Source organism: Sphaerisporangium corydalis (assembly GCF_025506355.1).
GTDB lineage: Bacteria > Actinomycetota > Actinomycetes > Streptosporangiales > Streptosporangiaceae > Sphaerisporangium > Sphaerisporangium corydalis.
Genome location: NZ_JANZYP010000036.1, coordinates 20,530 through 44,812 on the forward strand (window position 1 = coordinate 20,530; position 24,283 = coordinate 44,812).

General features: G+C 74.2%; 20 protein-coding genes. 17 read left to right on the plus strand and 3 right to left on the minus strand.

What is annotated here, in order from left to right; translation table 11 throughout:
• Nucleotides 1-14 precede the first annotated feature (14 nt).
• Nucleotides 15-3,506 (minus strand): AAA family ATPase, encoded by a 3,492-nt coding sequence (locus NYZ98_RS23420; RefSeq protein WP_262845050.1) that lies wholly within the window; start codon nucleotides 3,504-3,506, stop codon nucleotides 15-17.
• Nucleotides 3,507-3,611: 105 nt separating this feature from the next.
• Between NYZ98_RS23420 and NYZ98_RS23425 the strand changes: the two genes are divergently transcribed.
• From NYZ98_RS23425 to NYZ98_RS23485, 13 genes are all read left to right on the plus strand, one after another.
• On the plus strand, nucleotides 3,612-4,634 hold the full coding sequence (locus tag NYZ98_RS23425; RefSeq protein ID WP_262845052.1) for a GTPase family protein: 1,023 nt from the start codon (nucleotides 3,612-3,614) through the stop codon (nucleotides 4,632-4,634).
• Between the two features lie 61 nt (nucleotides 4,635-4,695).
• Entirely contained in the window at nucleotides 4,696-4,908 is a 213-nt protein-coding gene (locus tag NYZ98_RS23430) for a hypothetical protein (RefSeq protein WP_262845054.1), read from the plus strand.
• Nucleotides 4,909-5,149: 241 nt separating this feature from the next.
• Entirely contained in the window at nucleotides 5,150-6,316 is a 1,167-nt protein-coding gene (locus NYZ98_RS23435) for a hypothetical protein (RefSeq protein ID WP_262845056.1), read from the plus strand.
• The gene (locus NYZ98_RS23440; protein WP_262845058.1) at nucleotides 6,313-8,691 is read left to right on the plus strand and encodes a serine/threonine-protein kinase; all 2,379 of its coding nucleotides are present in this window, start codon (nucleotides 6,313-6,315) and stop codon (nucleotides 8,689-8,691) included. The genes NYZ98_RS23435 and NYZ98_RS23440 overlap by 4 nt, the downstream gene beginning before the upstream one ends.
• Nucleotides 8,688-9,599, plus strand: a complete 912-nt coding sequence (locus NYZ98_RS23445; RefSeq protein ID WP_262845060.1) for a PP2C family serine/threonine-protein phosphatase — start codon at nucleotides 8,688-8,690, stop codon at nucleotides 9,597-9,599. Before NYZ98_RS23440 ends, NYZ98_RS23445 begins: the two co-directional genes overlap by 4 nt.
• Nucleotides 9,592-10,881: a VWA domain-containing protein gene (locus NYZ98_RS23450; RefSeq protein ID WP_262845062.1), complete on the plus strand. Its 1,290-nt coding sequence runs from the start codon at nucleotides 9,592-9,594 to the stop codon at nucleotides 10,879-10,881. Before NYZ98_RS23445 ends, NYZ98_RS23450 begins: the two co-directional genes overlap by 8 nt.
• Before the next feature lie 2 nt (nucleotides 10,882-10,883).
• Nucleotides 10,884-11,762 (plus strand): FHA domain-containing protein, encoded by an 879-nt coding sequence (locus tag NYZ98_RS23455; RefSeq protein WP_262845064.1) that lies wholly within the window; start codon nucleotides 10,884-10,886, stop codon nucleotides 11,760-11,762.
• A gap of 1 nt (nucleotide 11,763) precedes the next feature.
• On the plus strand, nucleotides 11,764-13,236 hold the full coding sequence (locus NYZ98_RS23460) for a hypothetical protein (protein ID WP_262845066.1): 1,473 nt from the start codon (nucleotides 11,764-11,766) through the stop codon (nucleotides 13,234-13,236).
• A 13-nt stretch (nucleotides 13,237-13,249) separates the two neighbouring features.
• Nucleotides 13,250-14,095, plus strand: a complete 846-nt coding sequence (locus NYZ98_RS23465) for a glutamate ABC transporter substrate-binding protein (RefSeq protein ID WP_262845067.1) — start codon at nucleotides 13,250-13,252, stop codon at nucleotides 14,093-14,095.
• A 208-nt stretch (nucleotides 14,096-14,303) separates the two neighbouring features.
• Entirely contained in the window at nucleotides 14,304-15,536 is a 1,233-nt protein-coding gene (locus NYZ98_RS23470) for an amidohydrolase family protein (RefSeq protein WP_262845069.1), read from the plus strand.
• Nucleotides 15,533-15,928 (plus strand): TIGR04076 family protein, encoded by a 396-nt coding sequence (locus tag NYZ98_RS23475; RefSeq protein ID WP_262845071.1) that lies wholly within the window; start codon nucleotides 15,533-15,535, stop codon nucleotides 15,926-15,928. Before NYZ98_RS23470 ends, NYZ98_RS23475 begins: the two co-directional genes overlap by 4 nt.
• 10 nt (nucleotides 15,929-15,938) lie before the next feature.
• Nucleotides 15,939-16,940, plus strand: coding sequence for an LLM class flavin-dependent oxidoreductase (locus NYZ98_RS23480; RefSeq protein ID WP_262845072.1), 1,002 nt, complete (start codon nucleotides 15,939-15,941; stop codon nucleotides 16,938-16,940).
• 48 nt (nucleotides 16,941-16,988) lie between these two features.
• A complete protein-coding gene (locus tag NYZ98_RS23485; RefSeq protein ID WP_262845074.1) occupies nucleotides 16,989-18,269 on the plus strand; it encodes an alpha/beta hydrolase in 1,281 nt (426 codons plus the stop codon).
• Between the two features lie 9 nt (nucleotides 18,270-18,278).
• Here NYZ98_RS23485 and NYZ98_RS23490 read toward each other — a convergent pair whose 3' ends face one another.
• Complete coding sequence (locus NYZ98_RS23490; RefSeq protein ID WP_262845132.1) at nucleotides 18,279-18,710, minus strand: Lrp/AsnC family transcriptional regulator; 432 nt, start codon at nucleotides 18,708-18,710, stop codon at nucleotides 18,279-18,281.
• A 145-nt stretch (nucleotides 18,711-18,855) separates the two neighbouring features.
• On the opposite strand from NYZ98_RS23490, the gene NYZ98_RS23495 reads away from it, so the two are divergent.
• Nucleotides 18,856-19,743 (plus strand): tryptophan 2,3-dioxygenase, encoded by an 888-nt coding sequence (locus tag NYZ98_RS23495; RefSeq protein ID WP_262845076.1) that lies wholly within the window; start codon nucleotides 18,856-18,858, stop codon nucleotides 19,741-19,743.
• A 90-nt stretch (nucleotides 19,744-19,833) separates the two neighbouring features.
• Here NYZ98_RS23495 and NYZ98_RS23500 read toward each other — a convergent pair whose 3' ends face one another.
• Nucleotides 19,834-20,460 (minus strand): helix-turn-helix domain-containing protein, encoded by a 627-nt coding sequence (locus NYZ98_RS23500; protein ID WP_262845078.1) that lies wholly within the window; start codon nucleotides 20,458-20,460, stop codon nucleotides 19,834-19,836.
• A gap of 194 nt (nucleotides 20,461-20,654) precedes the next feature.
• Between NYZ98_RS23500 and NYZ98_RS23505 the strand changes: the two genes are divergently transcribed.
• Genes NYZ98_RS23505 through NYZ98_RS23515 form a run of 3 tightly spaced genes read left to right on the plus strand, consistent with a single transcriptional unit; the run spans nucleotide 20,655 to nucleotide 24,282 of the window.
• A complete protein-coding gene (locus NYZ98_RS23505; RefSeq protein WP_262845079.1) occupies nucleotides 20,655-21,215 on the plus strand; it encodes a (2Fe-2S)-binding protein in 561 nt (186 codons plus the stop codon).
• Nucleotides 21,212-22,195, plus strand: a complete 984-nt coding sequence (locus NYZ98_RS23510) for an FAD binding domain-containing protein (RefSeq protein ID WP_262845081.1) — start codon at nucleotides 21,212-21,214, stop codon at nucleotides 22,193-22,195. Before NYZ98_RS23505 ends, NYZ98_RS23510 begins: the two co-directional genes overlap by 4 nt.
• Nucleotides 22,192-24,282, plus strand: a complete 2,091-nt coding sequence (locus tag NYZ98_RS23515; RefSeq protein ID WP_262845082.1) for a xanthine dehydrogenase family protein molybdopterin-binding subunit — start codon at nucleotides 22,192-22,194, stop codon at nucleotides 24,280-24,282. The genes NYZ98_RS23510 and NYZ98_RS23515 overlap by 4 nt, the downstream gene beginning before the upstream one ends.
• Nucleotide 24,283 lies beyond the last annotated feature (1 nt).

Consider the following 24,283-nt stretch of genomic DNA (forward strand, 5'->3'; position numbering starts at 1 on the left):
CCGCCGGGCGGTGGTCAGGTGGTGAGCAGGGAACGGGCCTCGGCGGCGACGCGGGGCATGCCCAGGCGCTCGGCCAGGCGCAGCGAGCGGTGCAGCAGCCGGGTCGCCTCGCCCGTCGCGTCGGAGGGGTCGCGCAGCCGCAGGGCCTTGGCGCGGTCGAGCTGGATCCTCGCCATGTGCGGGGGCGCGGCCGACACCATGCGCGTCGCCTCGTCGAAGCAGCGCAGCGCCTCCTCCACGTCACCCGCGATCATGGCGAGCAGCCCGCGGAACCGGGCCGTCGGCCCGAGCAGTGTGGTCGGCCACCCGGCGAGCACGAGCTCCTCGGGGTAGGCGGCCAGCCGCTCGCGCAGCACCGGCACGTGGACCTCCAGCTCGGCGCCCTCGACCCCCGCCTCGGCGATCATGGCGCACGACTCGGCCAGGATCGCCAGCGTCGGCACCGTCCAGCCGTGCGGCGGCAGCGCGGCGAGCCCCGAGGTCTCGCGCATGATGGCCGCGAGCCGGTCGGCGGCCTCGTCGTGCTGGTCGGTCTCGCACAGCGCGAGCACGTGCGCCGCCCGCCAGATCGGGAAGTACCCGTGCTGCTCGATCTGCCGGGCCAGCCCGGAGCCGAACAGCACGGCCATCTCCCCGCGTTCGTGCAGCAACCAGAAGTACTGCCCCATCCAGGTCTGCTGGAGGGTCTCGGCGGGGACCGACCCGCCGGCCGCCAGCTCCTCGACCATGGTGCGTGACTCGCCCATGAGGCGCTCGCCGGCCCGCTGGAAGTCGCCGTTCCACAGGTCCATCACTGTGTCCAGGGTGTTCTGCAGCCAGGGGCCGAGCGCGCGGGGGCTGCGGGTGACGTGCCTGCGGTGGTTGTCGATGGTGGCGAGCGCGTCGCTGAGCAGGCCGAGCCTGAGCTGGTCGACCGCCAGCGCGACCATGCCCTCGCTCTGGAAGTACGCCGACCCTCCCTGGATGCCCGCCTCGTGGAGCTGGGCGGCGATGTCGACCAGCTCGCCCGGGTGGGCGTGGTCGAACAGCGCCCACCGGCACTCGTTGAGCACCTCGCAGCGGAACAGGGGGTTGCCCTCGGCGGGGAGCTCCCGCAGCGTGGCGCGGGCGAGCGCGACGCCCGCGGGCGGCCCGTCAAGGAGCGGGCCGGCGCTGACCGACATCGTCTCCTTCTTGGCGAGGTGGGCCTGGAGCTGCAGGCGCAGCACCACGGCCTCCTGGTCGCCGTCGCCCGCGACCCCGGTCAGGGAGGCCCGCAGCAGACCGATGAGCTGCCGGTCGATCTGGCCGGGGTTGGACCACCGGCGGGCCAGCCGGATCGCCGCCGCCGCGGCCAGGCGGGGCAGCCCCTCGGCGGTCTGGTAGGCGGACAGGTAGCGCCGCCCGGCCTCGTCCATGTCGCCGCCGTCGCTGAGCGCGTCGCCGAGCGTGATCAGCAGGCCGACGCGGGTGGCGGTGCCGCACCGCAGCGCCAGGCCGGCGCCGGCCCATTTCATCGCGCTCTCGACGCCGAACCCGCGCTGCTCGGCGCGCGCCGCGTCAAGGCACGCGGCGGCGGCGTCCTCCTGCGGGATGCCGGCCCCGGCGGCCAGGGCGTGCCGCGCGACGCGCACCGGAAGCGCGGGGTCGGCCCAGCCGGTGGCGGTCATGCGCTCGGCCAGCGCCTCGAAGGCCCGGCGGTGCAGGTCCCTGACCAGCGCCGGGTCCTGGTTGAGGTCGGCCAGCACGTCCTCGCGGGCGCGGTCGTGCGGGAACTGGACGCGGTCGTGGCCGGAGATGGCGTCGCTCGCGGCGGCCTGGGCCTGGTGGCGGTCGGCCTCCTCGGGCGGCAGGTCCAGCATCCGGGCCACCAGGGCGGTGTCGACGTCCAGGGCCAGGGCGGTGATCGCGGCGGCGGCCAGCCACCGGAACGCGGAGCCGCCCTTGTCGCCGGGCCGCGCGGCGGCCGGGCGCGGCCCGCCGTCCACGGCCAGGTCGCACAGCTCCAGCGGCACGCCGTCGGTGGCGAGCGCGGCCTCCTTGGCCTCGTCGGAGGTCGGCTCGCGCCCCCAGGTGCGGCCGAGCCACTCGCCCACCTCGTCGACGGTCAGCGGCGACACCGTGAGGGCGTCCATGGCCTTCTCCCAGCCGGAGGCGGCGTCCCGGGTGGCGAGCAGGAAACCCACAGGGACCGGGCCGAGGCCCCTGCGCACGTGCTTGAGCAGCTCCTTGGCGTAGTCGCTGAGCAGGTGGGCGTTGTCGAAGGCCACCAGCAGCCCGTTCCCGGCGGCGCGGCGGAGCAGGCTCGTCAGCAGGAAGGTCAGCTCGCGCGGGTCGCGCTCGTGGCCCGGGCCCGAGGGGGAGTCCAGCGCGCCGGCCGACATCAGCTTGCCGAGCGTGTCGCGCTCCTGGGCGCTGATCGGGTCGGGCGGGCCGGACAGGTCGCGCCGGAGGTGGCCCCACACCGCTCCGGCCAGCTCGTGCCACGGCTGCAGGCCGTCCAGGTCCTGGCACATCACGCTCACCACGCGCACCCGCGCGGCGGCGGCCATGTGGGCGGCCTCGCGCAGCAGCCGGGTCTTGCCGATGCCGCCGGGACCGCACAGGGCCAGGGCGGCGGCGTCACCGTCCCTGAGCCGCTCGACCACGCGGCCGAGCCGCACGACCTCCTGGCGGCGGCCCACCAGGACCGGCGGTCCGCCGTGCCCGCCCGGGTCCGCGCCGAGCGGGGCCCGGACGTCGAAGCCGTGGTCGTGCAGGTCCAGCAGGTCCTCGGCGCGGCGCACCGCCTCGTCGTTCGGGGCCAGCGGCCGGCGCCGGTCGACGAGCCGCCGCGCGGCGGCCGGGCCGTCCTCGCGCAGGGTGGTGAGCAGGCGGAGCAGCCAGACGGCGGTGGTGTCCTCCTGGCCCTCGCCCACGACGCCCTCCGACAGGAAGGCCGCGTCCTCGTACCTGCCCTGCAGGGCGATCCTGGCGGCGAGGCGCACCAGGTCCTTGCGCTGCTCCTCCAGCTTGGCGCGATAGGTCTCGCAGACCCACGGCAGGCTCCAGCCGGCCGCCAGGGAGGCGAAGGGCGCGCCGCGCCACTCGGCCGCCGCCGACCGCAGCCGGGCCAGGGCGCCGGCGGGGTCGCCGCCGTCGTACAGCTCCCTGCCCTCGCGCAGCAGGGTCTCGAAGCGGGCCGCGTCCAGCGTCACCGCCAGGTAGCCCTCCTGCCGCTCCACCAGCTCGTAGGCGTGGGACCACTTGGCGGGCGGGATGTCCAGGGCGCTGCCGGAAAGGGCCTGCCGCAGCCGTGAGAGCGGGGGGGCCACGTCGGGCACCGGCCAGTCGGGGTTCTGCGCGAGCGCCGCCGCCAGGCTGTTCTGCGGGATCGGGTTCCTGGCCGAGACGAGCATGGCCAGGGCCTTGGCCGTCTGGGGGAGGAGCTTCCTCGGCGCCCCGTCCACCAGGATCGAGACGTCGCCGAGCAGTCTGACATCGAATCTCGCCACGTTCACCGCCGGGATCGGTTTGCGATTCTCCATCGACGGCCTTCCCCGCAAGGTCATCGCAAGGATCAGTGGCCACGATGGGGCCGGTGGCAAAAACTAGCCGTAAACATTGTTAACGCTATGACGTGAGGTGAGCCCGTGGCAAGGATCGGCCGAATTTCGGTTGACGCGCTTGACGAGCGTCAGCTTGATGAGGTCAGGCACAGCGTGCGCCAGGAACGTGACGCAGAGGCTAATAAGCCGTTAAGCGTAGCGATAATGGGTCAAACGGGTGTCGGAAAGTCATCCTTGCTCAATGTTCTGTTCGGTACGGAGCTTCCGGTGGGGGACGCGCGGCAGGTCACCGGCAAACCGCACGCCATCACCGTGCCCGGAAATTCAGGTCACAAGTTGACATTCTGGGATATGCCTGGAATGGGGGAGCCGTCCGGTGCGGACGTCGACTCCATGGCGATGTACCTGGAGCGCATCTCCGAATCCGACGTCGTCATCTGGGCCATCCACGCCGACAGCTGGTCGGGCGCCGCCGAGACCCGCTGCCTGGACGCCCTGCTCGCCCGCGTCGACCTCGACCTGCGCCGGCAGGTCGCCAGCAAGCTCACCTTCGTGCTCACCAAGGCCGACACGCTGACCCCGCCGCCGTGGATCTTCGACATGCGCGGGACGCGCGGCTCGTTCATCCCGAGCCCCCCGCTCGCCGCCCGGCTGGAGCGCAAGGCCGCCCACTTCGAGAAGGCCGTCGTCGAACCGTGGGCCGAGCTGCTCCGCGCGAGCACGTACAACACCGGGGAGTTCGCGGTGTCGGACGATCGGCTGAGCTACGACAAGAACGCCGTCCACTACCGGGGGCACTTCTCCGAGGCGGTCCGCGAGGCCTACGCCGCCGCCCATCCCCGGCACGCCCCGGTGTTCGCCCGCCTGCGCGACAACCACCGCGTCCTGCCGTGCTCGGCGCTGTTCCGCTTCAACCTCGTGCAGCTCATGGTGAGCGTGGTGAACAAACTGGGGCCGACCGCCATCTTCCGATTCCAGCGGCTGCTGGACGACGCCGCCGGCCTCGCGGGCGTGCCGGTCGCGTCGATGCGCGAGTACGGCAACTTCCTGGTCTGGGACGGCGTGCGCGGCGTCAAGGCCTTCGACCTCGAACGGTTCCCGCTGTGAACCGCCCCGCGCCCCGGCCGGGCGGCGGAGCGCCGTGCGCGCCCGCCACGGGGAGCCGGCCGTGATCGACGACGACGACATCATGCGGGCGGTGGAGGCGCGGCGGCGGGAGGACGCCGAGTACGTCACCCGTCTCGACTACGCCGTCCAGTACCGCGACGAGACCGCCATCGAGCACCTCGTCAAGAACGCCGTCACCCGGGTCCTCGGCATCGTGACCGACGTCGGCTTCGACGTCGTGCGGAGCATCTGGAACTGGCTCGTCGGCCGCTGATCCCCGCGGTCGCCCGGCACGGAGGCCCGGGCGACGTGCGGAGACGCCGCCGGAGCGGGCCCCTCGCCGCTTCCGTGACGCCTACGTGACCGGTATGTGATGGAATACCCGCCTTGACGGCACCGCTCAACGCACGCGCGACCCCGAATTGTGGAAAGAATGTGTAAGTAGACGGGCGCGGTCCGTCCCACCCGGGGGGAGGCACGAAGCGTTGGGCATGCGTGGGGCCTCCGGCCCGCCGATGAGCCTTGAGGGAATCGACCACGCCCTGCGCCGCCGCACCGAGGAACGCGACCGCATCTCCGGCGACATGCTCGACCTCGACGGCCACCCGAGCCACGAACTGCTGAAGGGCCTGGCCGCCACCGGCGAGACCGCCCGCCGCTGGGAACAGGCCCAGGTCCGGCTCGTCACCCTGTGGTGGCTGTTCGACGCCTACCGGCGGGTGCTCGACCACGCCGAGGAACTGCGGGCCGCCCACCGGCCCGACATCGCCGCACTCACCGGCCTGCTCGCCGGCCCCTCGGTGGAGCTCAAGCCCGACGCCGTCCCCGTGGAGAAACGCTCCCTGCTCCGCGCCGTCGGCGAGTGGATCACCCTGGACGTCGTCCTGGCCCGCATGGACGAGGCCTACCGCGAGGTCGCCGAGACCATCGCCGCCGTGGACGCCGCGTGGACCGACCTGCTGCCGCGCCTGGACCGGGCCGACGCCGCCCGCCGCGCGGCCAGGGACCTGGCCACCGGCCACGGCATCGCCGACCCGCTGCTGGACCGCGTCGACGCCGACGCCGCCCGCCTGCGCGCCTCGGCCGGCACCGACCCGCTGGGCTCGGCCTCGCTGCGCGGCGAGATGGACGCCACCGCCGCGGCCGCCGTCGCCCGCCGCGGCGCCATGGAGCAGGCCGCGCGGGTGCGTGAGGAGTACGCCGAGCGGGCCCGCCTGCTGGCCGAGCGGATCACGCGGGTGGCCGAGGCCGAGGACGAGGCGCGCCGGATCCGGGACGTGGTCACCGCCAAGATCCTCGCCCCGGCCCTGCCCGACCTCCCCGACCAGGCCCCCGCGCTGCGCGACCGGCTCGGCGCGCTCGCCACCGTCGGCGGGCGCTGGCTGGAGCTGGCCGAGCGGCTGACCGGGCTCGAACGCGGCGCCGAGGAGGCGCTGGCGCAGGCCGTCCGGGCGGCCGAGTCGATCGGCGGCCTCATCGGCCGCCGCGACGAGCTTCGCGGACGGCTGTCCGCGTACCAGGCCAAGGCGGTGCGTCTCGGCCACGCCGAGGACGTGGCGCTCGCCAGGCTGTACGGTGCGGCGCGCGACCTTCTGTGGACCGCGCCGTGCGACCTGCGGCGGGCCACCGTCGCGGTCGCCGAATACCAAAGGGCCATCACTCGGATCGGAGCGGCCGGATGACCAAGTGCACGCAGCCCGGATGCCCCGGGACGGTGGTGGACGGGTACTGCGACACCTGCGGCATGGCCCCCGTGCCGCAGGCCGCGCCCGCGCCGGCGCCGTCCCCGGCGGTGACCGCGTGGCCCTCGGCGCACCAGGGCTCGGCGCCGCCCGGGCCACCGCCGTCCTACGGGCCCGGCCAGGGCCGCCCCGGGCCCGCGTGGCCGTCGGCGCCCGTCCCCGCGAGCGGCGCCGCCCCGCCCTCGGGGTCGATGACCCGGCCGTCCATCGGCCTGCCCGGCACCGGCGTCACCGCCTCCTCCGGCACGGCCGCGACCGGGTTCAGCGGCGGGTCGCGCCGCACCAGCAGCCGCTCGCGCCGGGGCATGCTCGGCATGGGGCTCGTCGAGGTGCCCCCCGTCCCCTACCGCGACCCCTCCGCCGTCGTCCTGGCCGACCCGGTGGTGCCCGAGGACCGGCGCTTCTGCGGCAACCCCGACTGCGGCAAGCCGGTCGGCCGCCGCAGGGACGGCCAGCCCGGCCGGCCCGAGGGCTTCTGCCCGCACTGCGGCCAGCGCTACTCCTTCACCCCCAAGCTCCGCGACGGCGACTTCGTGGCCGGGCAGTACGAGGTCAAGGGCGCCCTGGCCCACGGCGGCCTCGGCTGGATCTACCTGGCCGCCGACCGCAACCTCGACGGCCGCTGGGTCGTCATGAAGGGCCTGCTGGACACCGGCGACCTGGAGGCGCTGGCCGCCGCCGAGGCCGAGCGGCGCTACCTCACGGCGATGGACCACCCCAACATCGTCAAGATCTTCAACTTCGTGAACCACCCCGACCCCGGCACCGGGACGATGGTCGGCTACATCGTCATGGAGTACGTCGGCGGCGAGCCCCTGCAGGACCTGCTGCGCAAGCGGCTCAGGGAGAGCGAGAACCGCCAGGCGCTCCCGCTGTCCCAGGTCATCGCCTACGGCCTGGAGATCCTGCGCGCCTTCGGCTACCTGCACGACCGCGGCATGATCTACTGCGACCTCAAGCCCGCCAACGTCATCCAGGTCGAGGAGCAGCTCAAGCTGATCGACCTCGGCGCGGTGCGGCGGGTCGACGACCCCGACAGCGCGATCTACGGCACCATCGGCTACCAGGCGCCCGAGATCGCCACCCGCGGCCCCTCGGTCGCCTCCGACCTGTACACCGTCGGCCGCACCCTCGCCGTGCTGAGCATCCCGTTCAGCCCGGCCAGCGGCGGCAACGCCACCCCGATCCCCGACATGGGCCCGCAGTACGAGTCCTACCAGCGGTTCCTGCAGCGCTCCACCGACGCCGACCCCGGCAGGCGCTTCCAGAGCGCGGCCGAGATGTCCGACCAGCTCGTCGGCGTCCTGCGCGAGCTCAGGGCCGCCGAGGAGGGCGTCCCGCACGGCGCGCAGTCCGGCGTGTTCGGCCCCGAGCGGGTGGCGTTGGGCACCGACCTGGCCGCCGCCACCACCGGGCGGGTCTTCGACGGCCTGGCCCGCCTGGAGGCCGCGTCCGCGCTGCCCGTCCCGCTCGTCGACCCGCTCGACCCCGCCGCCGGGTTCCTGGCCGGGCTCACCTCCGGCAACCCCGACGAGCTGATCGCCGTCCTGCAGTCCGCGCCGACGACCCCGGAGACCTCGCTCGCCCTGATCCGGGTGCTCAGCGAGCTCGGCCGCCCCGTCTCCGAGGCCCTGTACGCCGCCGCGGCCAAGGAGCTGCCCGGCGACTGGCGCCTGTGGTGGTACCGAGGGGTCGCCGAGCTGGCCTCGGGCGACCCGGACATGGCCGTGCGCTACTTCGACGGCCTCTACTCCTGGTTCCCCGGCGAGACGGCGCCCCGGCTGGCCCTGGCCTTCGCCCTGGAGGCCGTCGGGGCCGGCGCCGAGGCCGCCCGCCACTACGCCGCCATCTGGCAGACCGACCGGTCCTTCGTCAGCGCCTGCTTCGGCCTGGCCCGGATCCGGCTCGCCGAGGGCGACCGCGCCGGGGCGACCCGGTCCATGGACGAGGTGCCGCCGACCTCCATCCACCGCACCGCCGCCCAGGTGGCCGCCGTCGCGGTCGCCGTGCGCGGCCAGGCGCCGGCCGAGCCCGAGCTGGTCGCGGCGGGGGAGCGGCTGCGCACGCTCAAACTCGACTCGCGCGACCGCGACGGGCTGGCCTCGGAGGTGCTGGAGAGCGCGCTCGCCCGCTTCGTCACCGGCCAGGCCGGCTCCGGCGGCGGGACGCTGCTCGGCACCCCGCTGAACGAGCGGGGCGTGCGCGGCGAGCTGGAGCGCGTCTACCGGGCGCTCGCCCGCTCGGCCGGCTCCACCGAGGACCGGCACGCCCTCATCGGCCGGGCCAACGCCGTGCGCCCGAGGACGCTGTGGTGACCGGCGCCTGTCCCGTGTGCGGGACCCGCGTGCTGGCCGGGGAGGCGTTCTGCGAGCGCTGCGGCCACGACCTGTCCCTGCGGCCCGTCTCCTGCACGGCCTGCGGGTCGGCGAGCGTGGGCGCCGACGGCTACTGCGAGAACTGCGGCATGCTCCAGCCGACCGGCCGCGACCACGTCGAGATCGAGCTGGAGGCCCTGGCCGGGGTCAGCGACCGCGGCCTGCGGCACAGCCGCAACGAGGACGCCATCGCCCTGCTGGCCCCCGGGCAGGGCGTCCTGGTGGCCGTGGTGTGCGACGGGGTGTCCACCTCGCCGCGCCCCGACGAGGCCTCCCAGGCGGCGGTCGACATCGCCGCCGCCGCGATCGCCAAGAGGCTCGCCGACGGGGACGACGCCGAACAGGCCACCCGCGAGGCCGTACGGCTCGCCGCCGACGCGGTCGCGGGCTCGGCCAGGATCGGCGAGGACTCGCCCGCCTGCACCTACGTCTCCGCGGTCGTCGCGGGACGGCAGGTCACGATCGGCTGGGTGGGCGACAGCCGCGCGTACTGGCTCGGGCCGCAGTCGGCGCTGCTCACCACCGACGACGCCACCCCCGGCACCCACATGCTGACCGCGTGGCTGGGCGCCGACGCCGGAGAGGTGGTGCCGCACATCAGGACGTTCACCACCGACGGCCCCGGGGTGGTGCTGCTGTGCAGCGACGGGCTGTGGAACTACTACCCCGAGCCGGAGGCGCTGGCCGCCAACGCGTTGAACGACACCCCCCTGACGGCGGCGCGGCGGCTCGTGCGGCTGGCCAACGACGCCGGGGGACACGACAACATCACCGTCGCGGTCATCCCGTTCGGACAGGGGGAGCGGGCCGAGACCACGGTGGCATTCCCGAAGGAGAGAAGTGACTGACTTCACCATTCGCGTGGACCAGAACAAGTACCTGCCCGCGGGGAGCCAGGAGGTCCACGGGATCATCACGGTCGAGGCGAGCGGCCCGGTGGAGCGGGCCGCGGTGGCCGAGGCGGCCGAGGTGATCATCATCGACACGTCGGGCTCCATGTCCTACGGCAAGATCGCCGACGCCCGCAAGGCGGCCCAGGCGGCCGTCGACACCCTGCGCGACGGGGTGTACTTCGCGGTGATCTCCGGCAACCACCAGGCCGAGGTCATCTACCCCGGCGACGGGCGGCTCGGCCCGGTGAACGCCCAGAGCCGGCACGCCGCCAAGGAGGCCATCTCCCGCCTGCGCGCCGAGGGCGGCACCGCCATGGGCCGGTGGCTGCGCCGCGCCTCCGACCTGTTCAGCGCCCACCAGGTGACCCACCCCGGCGCGATCAGGCACGCCATCCTGCTGACCGACGGCAAGAACGAGCACGAGCCCGCGCCCGAGTTCGACGCCAACCTCACCTACTGCTCGGGCAAGTTCACCTGCGACTGCCGGGGCGTCGGCACCGACTGGGTGGTGGCCGAGGTGCGCAGGATCGGCTCCACCCTGCTCGGCAGCGTGATGGACGTGCGCAGGCCCGAGGAGCTGGAGGCCGACTTCCGGGCGATGACCGAGGCGGCGATGGGCAAGACCGTCGCCGACGTCGCGCTGCGCGTGTGGATCCCCCGGGCGGCGTCGCTGAACTTCGTCAAGCAGGTGTCCCCCGCGCTGGAGGACCTCACCGGCCGCCGCACCGACGTGGACGCCCTCACCGGCGACTACCCCACCGGCGCCTGGGGCGGAGAGTCGCGCGAGTACCACGTCAGCGTGCGGGTGCCCGGCGGCAACATCGGCCAGGAGATGCGCGCCGGCCTGGTCAAGCTGGTGGTGCCCGCCACCGGCGAGGTGCTGGCCAGCGGCAACATCCTGGCCCAGTGGAGCGACGACCCCGTCCAGTCCACCCGGATCAACCCCAGGGTCGCCCACTACACCGGCCAGCAGGAGCTCGCCTCGCTCATCCAGGAGGGCCTGCAGGCGCGCAACGACGGCGACGTGGAGACCGCGACCGCCCGGCTCGGCAAGGCGCGCGGCATCGCCGAGAAGGCCGGCAACGAGGAGACCGCCAAGCTGCTCGACAAGGTCATCGACGTCGACCCCGAGTCCGGGACCGCACGTCTCAAGCGCGTCGTCGACAAGGCGGACGAGATCGCGCTCGACACCCGCTCCGTCCGCACCGTCCGCATGCGCAAGGACCCGGAGAACTAAGGATGGCCATCTGCCCCGAAGGGCACGAATCCTCCGACGAGGAGTACTGCGACACCTGCGGCGCGCTCATGTCGGGCAGCCCCGCCCAGGGCGCTCCCGCCCAGGGCGGCTCCCCGGCCCCCGGCCCTTCGGCGGGCGGCGAGCACCCCGGCCCGTGCCCCGACTGCGGCGCGCCGCGCACCGGGCGGTTCTGCGAGAGCTGCGGCTACGACTTCGTGCTCGGCGGCGGCGCGCGCACGGCCCCGCCGTCCGCCGCGCAGCCGGCGCCCCCCACCGGGCAGTCGGCACGCACCGGCCCGCCCGCCCCCTCCTGGCAGCCCGCGCAGCCGGTGCGGCCCGGCCAGTCCTGGCAGCCCGCCCAGCCTGTCGGGTCCCCCCGGTCCTGGCAGGCCGCCCCGCCGCCGTCGGCGGCCCAGCCCGGGCCCTCGACCTCCGGGGGGCCGGTGCCGTCCGGGGGAGCGGGGCAGACCCCCGTGCGGCCCGGCGGGTGGGTCGCGGTGATCGCCGCCGACCGCGCCTACTACGACTCGATGATCGCCCTGGGCGGTCCCGACGCGGCCAGGGTCGCGTTCCCGCCGTACTGCCCGGAGCGCAGCGTCGGCCTCGGCGGCGCCGAGATGCGCATCGGGCGGCGCAGGCAGTCGCGGCCGATGGTGCCCGAGATCGACCTGTCAGAACCGCCGGAGGACCCCGGCGTCTCCCACCTGCACGCCGTGCTGCTCGCCCAGCCCGACGGGTCCTGGCACCTCGTGGACCCCGGCTCGGCCAACGGCACCCTCGTCAACGGAAAGACCGTCGAGATCAACGTCCCGGTTCCCCTGTCCGACGGCGACCGCGTCCACGTCGGCGCGTGGACCGTCATCACGGTGCGGAAGGGCTGAGATGACACTTCCCGCTCCCGCTCCCCCCACCGCGCCGTCCCCCGTCATGGGGTCAGGCCCCGTCGCGCCGCTCGCGCCCCCGCCCGCGGTCCCCGAGCCGGTCCGCCGCGTCAGGAAGGCGCGGACGGTGCCCGGCAGGATCAGGGTGTTCACCGCCCTGTCGGTGGCCGCGGTCCTGCTGCTGTTCGGCACGGTCGCCCTGTCCATCGGGCACGCCAAGGACGGCCTCAACGTCATCGGCCACACCGCCGGACCGCAGGTCGTGGCCACCGCCGACCTGTACTTCGCGCTGAGCGACATGGACGCCCAGGTCGCCAACGTGCTGCTGTCGGGCCGCGACGGCACGCTCGGCCCCGGCCGGACGGCCATGCTCGCCCGCTACGACGACCGCCGGTCGCAGGCCGACCGCGCCGTGCTGCAGGCCGCCGACCTGGCCAGCGGCGACGTCACCGAACAGGTGACCGTCCGCGCGCTCCTGGACGGGCTCGGCCGCTACGAGCGGCTGGCCGCCCGCGCGCTGCTGTTGGACGAGCAGTCCGCCCACGAGGCCGGGCCGCCCCCGCAGGCGGTGCTGGACGTCTACCGCCAGGCCACCGACCTGATGCGCCTGGACCTGCTGCCCAAGGCCTACAACCTGACGCTCGACAGCGGCACCATCGTCAGGCACGCCTACCTGGCCGAGCTGTCGGCCGTGCAGACCGCGCGGCTGTGGGTGGGGCTCGCCGGGGTGCTCACCCTGGTGGTGCTCATCGCGCTGCAGGTCTACATCAGCCGCAGGTTCCGGCGCACCCTCAACCTGCCGCTGCTGGTGGCCGCGATCGTCGCCGGCGCGCTGACCGTCGCGGCGGTGCTGGTCCTGCAGCACGAGGCCGGGGTGCTCAGGGACGCCAAGGAGAACGGCTTCAACTCCGTACTCGCGCTGTCCCGCGCACGGGCCATCGGCAACACCATGCACGGCGACGAGACCCGCTACCTGCTCGACCCGCAGCGGGCCGACACCTACGAGCAGGTGTACCTCGACAAGTCGCAGGCCGTGCTCTACGTCCCCGGCGGCAACCTCGACAAGTACTACGCCGCGGTGGACACCGCGGTCGCCGCCTACCCAGGGAAGGCCGGCTTCCTCGGGTTCTACGGCACCGAGGCCGCCAGCATCACCCTGCCCGGCCAGCGCGAGGCCGTCTCGGAGGTGCTCAAGCTGTACCAGTCGTTCCAGCGGAACGACCGGCAGATCCGGCGGTCCGCCGTGGCGGGCGACCGGCTGCCGGCCATCCAGGCCGCCATGGGCTCCGCGTTCGGCTCCTATGACGAGGCGCTGGTGAAGCTGACCGCCCTGCACCGCGAGGCGTTCGACACCGCCGTGCGCGAGGGCGACGACGCGCTCGGCGGGTGGACCCTGGTGCCGCCGGTGGCCGTGCTGGCCGCCGTCCTGCTGATCCTCATCGGTGTCCGGCCCCGGCTCGCCGAGTACCGCTGAAGGGAACGTCTTGATGGTCACGCTCATTCGCAAGCTCCGCCCGGGGCGCGGGGAAGGCCGTCTCCGCGGGGCCGCCGCCGTGGCGCTGGCCATGGCGGCGCTGCTCCCGCTGGCCGCGTCCTGCGGCGCCGGCACCTCCATCATCGACAAGGACTCCCTGGTCATCGGGGTGAAGCCGGACCAGCCCGGCCTGGGGGTGAAGGCGGCGGACGGCGGCTTCACCGGGTTCGACGTCGACGTCGCCTCCTACGTCGGCCGCAAGCTGGGCAAGCCCGTCAGGTTCGTCGCCGCGCCGTCCTCCCAGCGCGAGAAGATGATCATGGCGGGTTCGGTCGACCTCGTCGTGGCCACGTACTCGATCACCGCCGAGCGCAAGACGAAGGTCTCCTTCGGCGGGCCGTACTACGTGGCGCACCAGGACACCCTGGTGCGTTCCGGCGAGGGCGGGGTGAACAACGTGCGCGACCTGCGGGGGCGCAAGCTCTGCCAGGTGACCGGGTCCAACTCCTGGCGCCGGGTGAAGGAGGAGCGCAAGATCCCCGTCGTGCTGGTGCCGTCCGCCTCCTACAGCGAGTGCGTCCGCGACCTGCAGGACAGCAAGGTGGACGCCGTCTCCACCGACGACCTGATCCTCGCGGGGTTCGCCACCTCCGGGACCAAGATCGTCAACGCCCCGTTCAGCGACGAGCGGTACGGGGTCGGCATCCGCACCGGCGACATCGACGGATGTGAGGCCGTCAACAAGGCGATCACCGAGATGTACCAGGACGGCACGGCCAAGCGCCTGCTGGACAAGTGGTTCGCCAAGTCCGGCCTGGCCCTGAGCCAGAACGTCCCCCAGTTCGAGGGCTGCGGCTGACCCTCCCGCCCCGCCCGGAGACCCGCCGATCCGGCCTCCGGGCGGGCCGGGCGGTCGTCCAGGACGCCCATGTCGTGAAATCTGGTGAACATCCGGACGGCCGGCGGCCGGGCGGTTCCGGTCACGCCTGGGTGGGGCTATATTACCGGTGAACAAGCCGGGTTCTTGTTCATGAACATTCTGGTTTCTCCTGGATCGAGGCCGGCCTATGGGGGACATGGTCATCGTCAACTGCACGGTGGTCGACGGGCGGGCCTGCGAGGGCACCGGCCCGGTCCCCGACGCGGCGGTGCTCGTCCAGGGCGAGCGCGTGGCCGCCGTCGGCCCCCGGGAGCAGGTGCTGCGCCGGGCCGGTGACCTGCGGCGCGTCGACCTCGGCGGCGCCTATCTCACCCCCGGCCTGGTCAACATGCACACCCACCTGTCGCTGTCGCTGCCCGGCCGGGGCGGCGACGGCGTCAAGGACATGGGGCCGCACGACCTCGCGCTGTACATGGCCGACGGCGCCCGCCGCACCCTGGCCTGCGGGGTCACCACGGTCAGGTGCGTGGCCGAGAAGGACCACGCCGACTTCGCCCTGCGCCGCGCGATCGAGGCGGGCCGCGCCGCCGGGCCGCGGATCTTCACCGCCGGGCGCGCCCTGGTCAGCACCGGCGGGCACGGCCACGAAGGCACCGACACGCTGGAGTGCGACGGCCCCGACGGGTTCCGGCGCGGCGCGCGGAGCCAGATCAAGGCCGGCGCCGACCTGATCAAGGTCATGATCTCCGGCGGCATCGCCGGCGAGCACGAGCGCATGGACACCCCGCAGCTGTTCCCCGACGAGATGGCCGCCGTGCTGGACACCGCGCACGCCTGGGGCCGCAAGGTCACCGCGCACGCCGGGCCCGCCCCGGCGATCGCCCAGGCCGTGGAGCTGGGCCTCGACTGCGTCGAGCACGGCTACGAGCTGACCCCCGAGGTCGCCGCGGCGATGGCCGCGCGCGGCACCGCCCTGGTGCCCACGCTGCTGGTCACGCGGTGCGCGTCGTTCTTCGACGAGCTCGGGGTGCCCGAGTGGATGCGGGCCCGCTCCCTCGCCGCCGGCCCCCGGCACCTGGCCGGATACGCCATGGCGCTGGCCGCCGGGGTCACCGTCCTGCTGGGCAGCGACATGCCGCCGTTCTGGCCGTTCGAGGGCACCAACGCCACCGTGCGCGAGCTGGAGCACATGTCCGAGGCCGGTCTCGGACCGGCGGCCGCGCTGCGCGCCGGGACGCTGGGCCCGGCCCGCTGGCTCGGCGCCGACGCCGACATCGGCACCGTCGAACCCGGCCGGTACGCCGACCTGATCGCCATGGACGCCGACCCCCTGGCGAGCGCCTCGGCGTTCCGTTCGGTCCGCTGGGTGATGAAGGGCGGCGAGATCGTCCGCGACGACCCGCCAGGAGCCCCGCGATGACGGCCCCCACCCCGGGAGGACACCAGGAGCCAGCGGACCAGGGGGAACGCACGGAGCCGGGTCCCGGGGGCGGGGCGGGCGGCGACATGGAGCTGTACGACCTGCGGGTGGTGGTCGACCGCATCGAGGGCAGGTCGGTCTGCGGCATGGCCGTCGGCGACCACTTCGACCTGGTGAACAGCGCCCACCTGCGGCTGCCCGACGGCCGGCACTTCTGCGTGTACGCGCTGGCCGCCGTCCTGCCGTTCCTCGCCGCCAAGCAGCGCGACCTCGCCCCGGGCGACTGGCTCGCCAGGGACGCGCACTTCGCCTGCCCCGACCCGGAGGAACGGCTGGTGATGCGGGTCGAACGCACCCGCCGCCGCCGGATGGACTCCGCCGACCTCACCTGAGGAGACTTCGTTGACCGTCGCCGAGATCGGGCTGGGGCTGCAGGGGGACAAGCGGGCCGGCGACTACGCCAGGCTCGCCCGGCGGGCCGAGCGGCACGGATTCGACGTGATCAGCGTGTTCGGCGACCTGATGTACCAGCCGCCGCTGTTCCCGCTGCTGGAGATGGCCGCCGCCACCCGGCGGGTGCGGCTCGGCGCGGCCTGCCTCAACCCCTTCTCGCTCGCGCCGTACGAGATCGCCGGCCAGGTCGCGGCGCTGGACCTGGCCTCGGGCGGACGCGCCTACCTCGGCCTGGCCCGGGGGACCTGGCTCGGCGCGGTCGGCATCGCCCAGCCCCGCCCGGCGACGGCGCTCGCCGAGGCGGCCGAGGTCGTCTACCGGCTGCTCGGCGGCGACGCCGGCGGGTACCACGGGCAGGTGTTCCGCCTCGAACCCGGCACCCGGCTCCGGTACGAGGTCCACCGGCCGCACCCGCCCCTGCTCCTCGGCACCTGGGGTCCCACGGGCGCGGCGCTGGCCGGGCGGATCGCCGACGAGATCAAGGTGGGCGGCAGCGCCAACCCCGCCATGGTCCCGGTGATCCGCGAACGGGTCCGCGCCGGCGCCGAGGAGACCGGGCGCGACCTCGCCGACATCGGCATCGTGCTCGGCGCCGTCACGGTCGTGGACACCGACGGCGCCGCCGCGCGGGCCAGGGCGCGCACCGAGGTCGCCATGTACCTCGCGGTCGTCGCGGAGCTCGACCCGACCGCGGGCGTCCCCGCCGACCTGCTCGCCCGGGTCAGGAAGCTGGTGGACGCCGGCGACGACCGTGCGGCCGGGGCGCTGATCCCCGGCGACCTGCTCGACCTGTTCGCCTTCTCCGGCACCCCCGAGCAGGTGGCCGCGCAGGCGCAGGCGCTGATCGACGCGGGCGTACGGCGGGTCGAGTTCGGCACCCCGCACGGCCTCGGCGACGACCGGGGCGTCGAACTGCTGGGTACCGCCGTCCTGCCCCTGCTGAAACGTTGAGTGGTAGATCTTCCGATCAGGACACGGACTCGGAGAACAGGGGAAGCCATGGTGGACGGGCGGGAGGCCGGCGCGCGCGTGCTGGTCGTGACGGGGCCGGGACTGGTGGCCGACGGGGGACTGCTGGAGAGCGTGGCCGCCGCCGAGTGCGCGGCGCTCGGCGTGACCGGCCGGGTGGTGGCCGCCGCCGGGCCCGATGCCTTCGCGGGCGCGCTCGCCGGAGCCGGGGACGACGAGGCGGTCGTGGCGCTGCCCGGGCCCGATCCGGACGTGCGGCGGCTCATGGAGGCCCCCTCCGGGCACGCGCCGCGCACGGTGTGGCTCGACCTGGCCAGGGTCGGCCCGGTCCCGGTGGCGAGCGGCGCCGCCCGGATGCAGGGGCGTGGGGTGCTCGGGCTGGTGTGGGCGATCCGCCACGCGGTCCACCGGCTGCGCCGCCCCGCGCGCCGGATCGCCTACGGCGGGCACGCCGACCAGTGGGGCGACCTGCGGCTGCCCTCCCCGGCCGCCGCCTCGCCGCCGGAGGCCGGCGCGTCCCCCACCGCCGGAGCGCCGCCAGCGGCCGGTGCGGCGGTGCCGGTCGCGGTCCTGGTCCACGGGGGGTACTGGCGGTCGATCTGGGAGGCCGACCTGATGGACGCGCTCGCGATCGACCTCGCCGATCGCGGGTACGCCGCCTGGAACATCGAGTACCGCCGCCCGGACCCGCACGGCTGGGCCGCGACCACCGAGGACGTGGCGTCCGCGATCGAGGCGCTGGGCGGGCTCGGCGTCCCGCTGGACCTTAACCGGATCGCGGTCATCGGCCACTCCGCGGGCGGCCAGCTCGCCCTGCGGGCGGCGGCGGACACGCACGGCAAGGACATGCACGGCAAGGACATGCACGGCAAGGACATGCACGGCAAGGACGCGGGCGGCACGCGGGCCGCCGGGGACCCGCGCGGGGGACACCCGGGCGTGCGGATCGCGCTCGCGGTGTCGCTGGCCGGGGTCGTGGACCTGGTGGAGGGGGACCGGCGGCGGGTCGGGAACGGCGCCGTCGCGGACGCCCTCGGCGGCGGCGCCGACGGGATCCCCGAGGTGTACGCCGCAGCGAGCCCGCTGGCGCGGCTCCCGCTCGGCGTGCCCCAGCTCGTCGTCCAGGGCGCCTCGGACGACCTGGACCTGCTCGACGCGGGCCGCCGGTACGCGCGGGCGGCGGGGGAGGAGGCCGTCTACCTGGAGCTGCCCGGCGACCACTTCGACGTCATCGACCCGGCCACCCCCATCTGGAAGGCCACCGCCGACCACCTGGCCGCCTGCCTGCGCCCCGCCGCGGACATCCCCTGAGCGGGGGCGTCAGTCGTCGATGGGGGTGAGGGCGCGCCAGGACAGGGGGCTGGAGAGCATCATCATGCTGGACGGCTGCCCGTAGGGGGCCAGGCGGTCGATCAGCTCCTCGAACGCGGTCATCGAGTTCGCGGCCACGCGCAGCAGGCAGCAGGTGTCGCCGGTGACGCGGTGCACCTCGATGATCTCCGGCCAGGCCAGCGCCCGCTCGTCCCGCAGCACGCAGCGCACCCCGTAGCAGGACATGCGGATGAGCGCGCTGACCCTGCGGCCGGCCCGGGCGAGGTCGACGCGCGCGTGGTAGCCGGTGATCACCCCGGTCTCCTCCAGCCGCCGCACCCGCTCGGCGACGGCCGGCGCCGACAGGTGCACCCGCCGCGACAGCTCGCTGAACGACAGCCTCGCGTCGGCCTGCAGTTCGGCCAGCAGGGCCCAGTCCATCGCGTCCACGGTCACGCTCCGTCATCCCCGAACCGAAACCGCCCCACGCCTTCCGTTCTGAAAGCGAAACGGTCGATCCACCTGCGTTTCGTCATTTCACTGGAATTCTATCTAAGTGAACATGGAGGTGAACTGAGGAGACGACATGACGAGCAGGCGCCGGGCCGGCGGAGCCCGGGTGCGGACGGCGGGGGCGCGGCAGCGCGCCACCAGGGCGGCGGAGGGGCACGGCTCACCGCCCACCCTGGAGTTCGCGACCGGCACCCCCTACGACTCCTATGTGGCCGCCGAGGTGCTGCACGGGCTGCAGCGGACGGTCACCGACGTGCCCGAGGAACGCGCGTTCCTGGTGACCACCCAGATCATGGAGCTCTACTTCGGGCTGATCCGCTCGGAGTGGCGGCTGGCGCAGCGGATGCTCGACGACGGCGAGGTGACCGCGGCGACCGCGGTGCTGGCCCGCAGCGTGCGGTACTTCGAGGGGCTGAACGCGTCCTGGGGGGCGCTGAGCTGGCTCACGCCCGCGCAGTTCAACTCCTTCCGCGACGCGCTCGGCGAGGCGTCGGGATTCCAGTCCGCCATGTACCGGCACCTGGAGTTCCTGCTGGGCAACAAGTCCGAGCCGCTCACCCGGCCGCACCGGCGCAGCCCGGTGGTCTACCAGGAGCTGATCGAGGCCCTCGGCCGGCCCAGCCTGTACGACAGCGTGCTCGCGCTGCTGGCCCGCCGGGGGTTCGCGATGCCCGAGAGGCCCGATCCGGCGGCCGAGTACGCGCCGAGCCCGCTGGTGGAGGCGGCCTGGGTCGAGATTTACGCCCGCTACGGCCCGGGGGACGAGCTGTGGGCGCTGGCCGAGACGCTCACCGACGTGTCCGAGCGGTTCTCCGACTGGCGGTACCGGCATCTCATGGCGGTGCGCCGGTCGATGGGCGCCAAGACCGGCTCAGGCGGGTCCAGCGGCCTGAGCTGGCTCCAGCGCAGCCTGAGCCGGGACGTGTTCCCCGAGCTGTGGTCGGCCCGCACGGTGATGTGACCCGCTGTTCATGATGTTCGGTCCCACCTAACAGAACGGCGTCCCGGCACCCGGTCCAGGACCGCCGGATTCGGAACCCGGGGGCCGGGGTCAGAACAGCCGGGGCGTCACGACCGACACCACTGTGGTGACCCGGTCGGTGTCGTTGTACATGGTGTGCGGCACCGTGGACCGCAGGTGGACGCTGTCCCCCGGGTACAGCCGGTGCTCGACGCCGTCGACCCCGTAGAGCAACTCGCCCTCCAGCACGAAGGCGAACTCCTCGCCGGCGTGCCCGTAGGCGTCCTCGCGCCGCCCGCCGGGGGCGATGTGCACCAGCAGCGGTTCGAGCAGCAGGCCCGCCCCCCGCGCCGACAGCATGCGGTAGGTCTGCCGGCCCGACACGTATTCGGTGGCCGCCGTCTCGGCCCGGGTGAGCGTGAAATGCGACGGCAGCCGGGCGACCGAGGGCGGGTGGTCGTCGGAGGTCCCCTCGTCGTCGAAGAACTCGGCCACGCCTCGGTCGAGCGCCGCCGCGACCCCGTTCAGCGCGGTCAGGCCGATGGAGGAGATGCCGCGCTCCACCTGGGACAGGAACCCGATGGACAGCCCGGACCGGGTGGACAGGCCGCGCAGGGTGAGCCCCCGCTCCTTGCGGAACCGGCGCATGCGGGCGCCCACGGCGTCCTGGCGCTCCCGGTCGGCGTGATCGTCACGGTCCTGGCGCTCCGTGCCCACCGGACGACCTCCTCGATCAGCGGGGCGGCCGTGCTTTTGCCCCGGCCAGACATATTTGACATCAGACGCGGCCCGCGTGCCAACCCGATGGCGCCCGGGTCCCGGCACGGCCGCCGCGTGCCGGGCGCACCCCTGCCACAGGCATGACCATCTCGTGGGATAACCCGGGGACGGGCGGGGGTAGGGAAGCGCGGGTGAAGGGCGAAGCGAACACGAACGGGGACGGCGCCGCCCCGGGTCCGGTCACCGTCGATCTCCGGCTGTCGGTCAACGGGCGAAGACATCCGATCACCGTGGACACCCGGGAGACGCTGCTGGACACCCTGCGTGAGCGCATGGACCTCACCGGCACCAAGAAGGGGTGCGACCACGGGCAGTGCGGCGCGTGCACGGTCCTGGTCGGCGGCCGGCGAGTGAAGTCCTGCCTGACGCTCACGGTCACCGTGGACGACCGGGACATCACCACCGTCGAAGGGCTCTCGGCCGACGGCGTCCCGCACCCGCTGCAGGCGGCGTTCATCGAGAACGACGCGCTCCAGTGCGGCTACTGCACCCCAGGGCAGCTCTGCTCGGCGGTCGGCATGCTGGCCGAGGTCGCCGACGGGTGGCCGAGCGCGGTCACCCCGGGCCTCGACGGTGAGGTGGACCTGTCGAAGCTGGCCGACGAGGAGATCCGCGAGCGGATGAGCGGGAACCTGTGCCGCTGCGGCGCTTATCCCGGCATCGTCGCGGCGATCGGCCAGGTGGCCCGGTGAGGCCGTTCGCCTACGAGCGGGTCTCCACCGCCCGGTCCGCCGTGGCGGCGGCCGGCGAGGGCACCGACGCCATGTACCTGGGCGGCGGCACCAACCTGGTCGACCTCATGCGTCTCGGCGTCGTCGCGCCGGGGACGCTGGTCGACGTCACCCGCATCGCCGGCGGGGTCGAGGAGACCCCCGGCGGCGGCCTGCTCATCGGCGCCGAGGTCCGCAACGGCGACCTCGCCGCCCACCCGCTGGTGCGTAGCCGCTACCCGATGCTCGCCGAGGCGGTCCTGTCGGGGGCCTCGGGTCAGATCCGCAACATGGCGACGGTCGGCGGCAACCTGCTCCAGCGCACCCGCTGCTCCTACTTCCAGGACGTCACCAAGCCCTGCAACAAGCGCGACCCCGGCTCGGGGTGCCCCGCGCGGGCCGGCGACCACCGCAACCTGGCGATCTTCGGCCACTCCGAGAGCTGCGTGGCCACCCACCCCTCCGACATGGCCGTGGCGCTGGCGGCGCTGGACGCCGTCGTCCACGTCGAGGGCGCGGACGGCCCGAGGAGCGTGCCGATGCCCGGACTGCACCGGCTGCCCGGCGACCGGCCCGACCGCGACACCGTGCTCGGGCCCGGCGACCTGGTGACGGCGGTGGAGGTGCCGCCGCTGCCGTTCGCCGCGCGCTCCCGGTACCGCAAGGTGCGCGACCGGGCGTCGTTCTCCTTCGCCGTGGTGTCGGTGGCGGCGGCCCTGGAGGTCTCCGGCGGGGTGGTGCGCGACTGCCGCATCGCCCTCGGCGCCGTCGCCCACGTGCCCTGGCGGGCCGAGGCGGCGGAGGCCGCGCTGCGCGGCGCCCCCGCGACCGAGGAACGGTTCGGCCTGGCCGCGGACGCCGAGCTGGCCCGGGCACGGCCGCTGCCGCTCAACCGGTTCAAGGTGCCGCTCGTCCGCAACGTCATGATCCGTGTACTCGCCGACCTCGTGGAGGTGCGATGACCACCACCGGAATCAGATCCGTCGGCGGGGCGCTCGACCGGGTGGACGCCCTGGAGAAGGTCACCGGCCGGGCCAGGTACGCCTACGAGAACAGCCCGCGCGAGCTGGTCTACGCCTTCCCCGTGCAGGCCACCGTGGCCAAGGGCGAGATCGTGCACGTGGGCGTCGACGCGGTGCTCAAACAGCCGGGGGTGATCGCGGCCATCTGGCACGGCAACGCCCCCCGGCTCGCGCCCTCCGACGACGACGAGCTGGCCGTCCTGCAGTCGCGGCGGGTCGCCTACCGGGGGCAGTACATCGCGGTCGTCGTGGCCGAGACCCCCGAGGACGCCCGGGAGGCCGCCGGGATGCTGCGCGTCGAGTACGCGGCCGAGGACCACGACGTCGACATGCGCCCCGACCACCCCCGCATGTACCGCCCCGACCACGTCAACCCGAACTTCCAGAGCGACACGCAGCGCGGCGACCCCGACGCCGCCCTCACCACGGCGCCCGTCGTGGTGGACCACACCTACAGCACCCCGGCCGAGCACAACAACCCGATGGAGCCGCACGCCACGGTCGCCCTGTGGGACGGCGACGGCCTGACGCTGTTCGACTCCACCCAGGGCGCCTCCGCGCTCCGCTCGGTGATCGCGCCGCTGTTCGGCATGCCGCCGGCCCAGGTGCGGGTGATCGCCCCCTACATCGGGGGCGGTTTCGGGTCCAAGATCGAGGTCCACCCCCACGTGGTGCTGGCCGCGCTCGCCGCCAAGCAGGTGGGCCGGCCGGTCAAGCTCGCCGTGACGCGTCAGCAGATGTTCGCGATCACCGGCTACCGCACCCCGACCGTGCAGCGGGTCAGGCTCGGCGCGGAGACCGACGGGCGGCTGATCGCCGTGACGCACGACGCCTTCGAGCAGACCTCCATCCTGGTGGAGTTCGCCGAGCCGACCGCCATCGTCACGCGCATGATGTACGCGGCGCCGCACCGGCGCACCACCCACCGGCTGGTCCGGCTCAACGTCCCGACCCCGACGTGGATGCGCGCGCCCGGCGAGGCGCCGGGGATGTTCGCGCTGGAGTCGGCCATGGACGAGCTGGCCATCGCGTGCGGTGTCGACCCGGTGGAGCTGCGGGTGCGCAACGAGCCCGCCAAGGACCCCGACACCGGCCTGCCGTTCAGCTCGCGCAACCTGGTCGCCTGCCTGCGTGAGGGCGCCCGCCGCTTCGGCTGGGCCGGCCGCGACCCCGAGCCGGGGGCGCGCCGCGTGGGCAGGACGCTCCTCGGGACCGGGGTGGCGGCGTCCACCTACCCGACCTACCGTGCGCCGTCGTCGGCCCGCGTCCGCGCCGAGCCCGACGGCAGGTTCACCGTGAGCATCGCCGCCGCCGACATCGGCACCGGCGCCAGGACGGTGCTGACCCAGATAGCCGCCGACGCGCTCGACGCCCCGGCCGGCCTGGTCCACGTGGAGGTCGGCGACAGCGCGCTGCCCTGGGCCGTCCTGGCGGGCGGTTCGATGGGCACCGGTTCGTGGGGCACGGCCGTCGTCCGTGCCTGCGAGGCGCTGGTCGCGGAGCTGGGGCGCCGCGGCGGCGACGTGCCGCCCGGGGGAGTGGAGGCGGCCGCCGACACCTCGCAGGAGGTGCGCGGGCAGGCCGAGTTCGCCCGGCACGCCTTCGGCGCCCAGTTCGCCGAGGTGGGGGTGGACGCCGACACCGGGGAGACCCGGGTGCACCGGCTGCTCGGGGTGTTCGCCGCCGGCCGGATCATCAACCCCAAGACCGCCCGCTCGCAGTTCGTCGGGGGCATGACCATGGGACTGTCCATGGCCCTGATGGAGGAGAGCGTCATGGACCGCGAGTTCGGCGACTACCTCAACCACGACTTCGCCCAGTACCACGTGGCGGCCCACGCAGACGTGCGCGACATCGAGGCGTTCTGGCTGGAGGAGGAGGACCCGCATCTCAACCCCATGGGCTCCAAGGGCATCGGGGAGATCGGCACCGTCGGCACCGCCGCCGCGGTCGCCAACGCCGTCCACCACGCCACCGGGGTGCGGATCCGCGACCTGCCGATCCGCCTGGACAAGCTGGTGCGCTGAG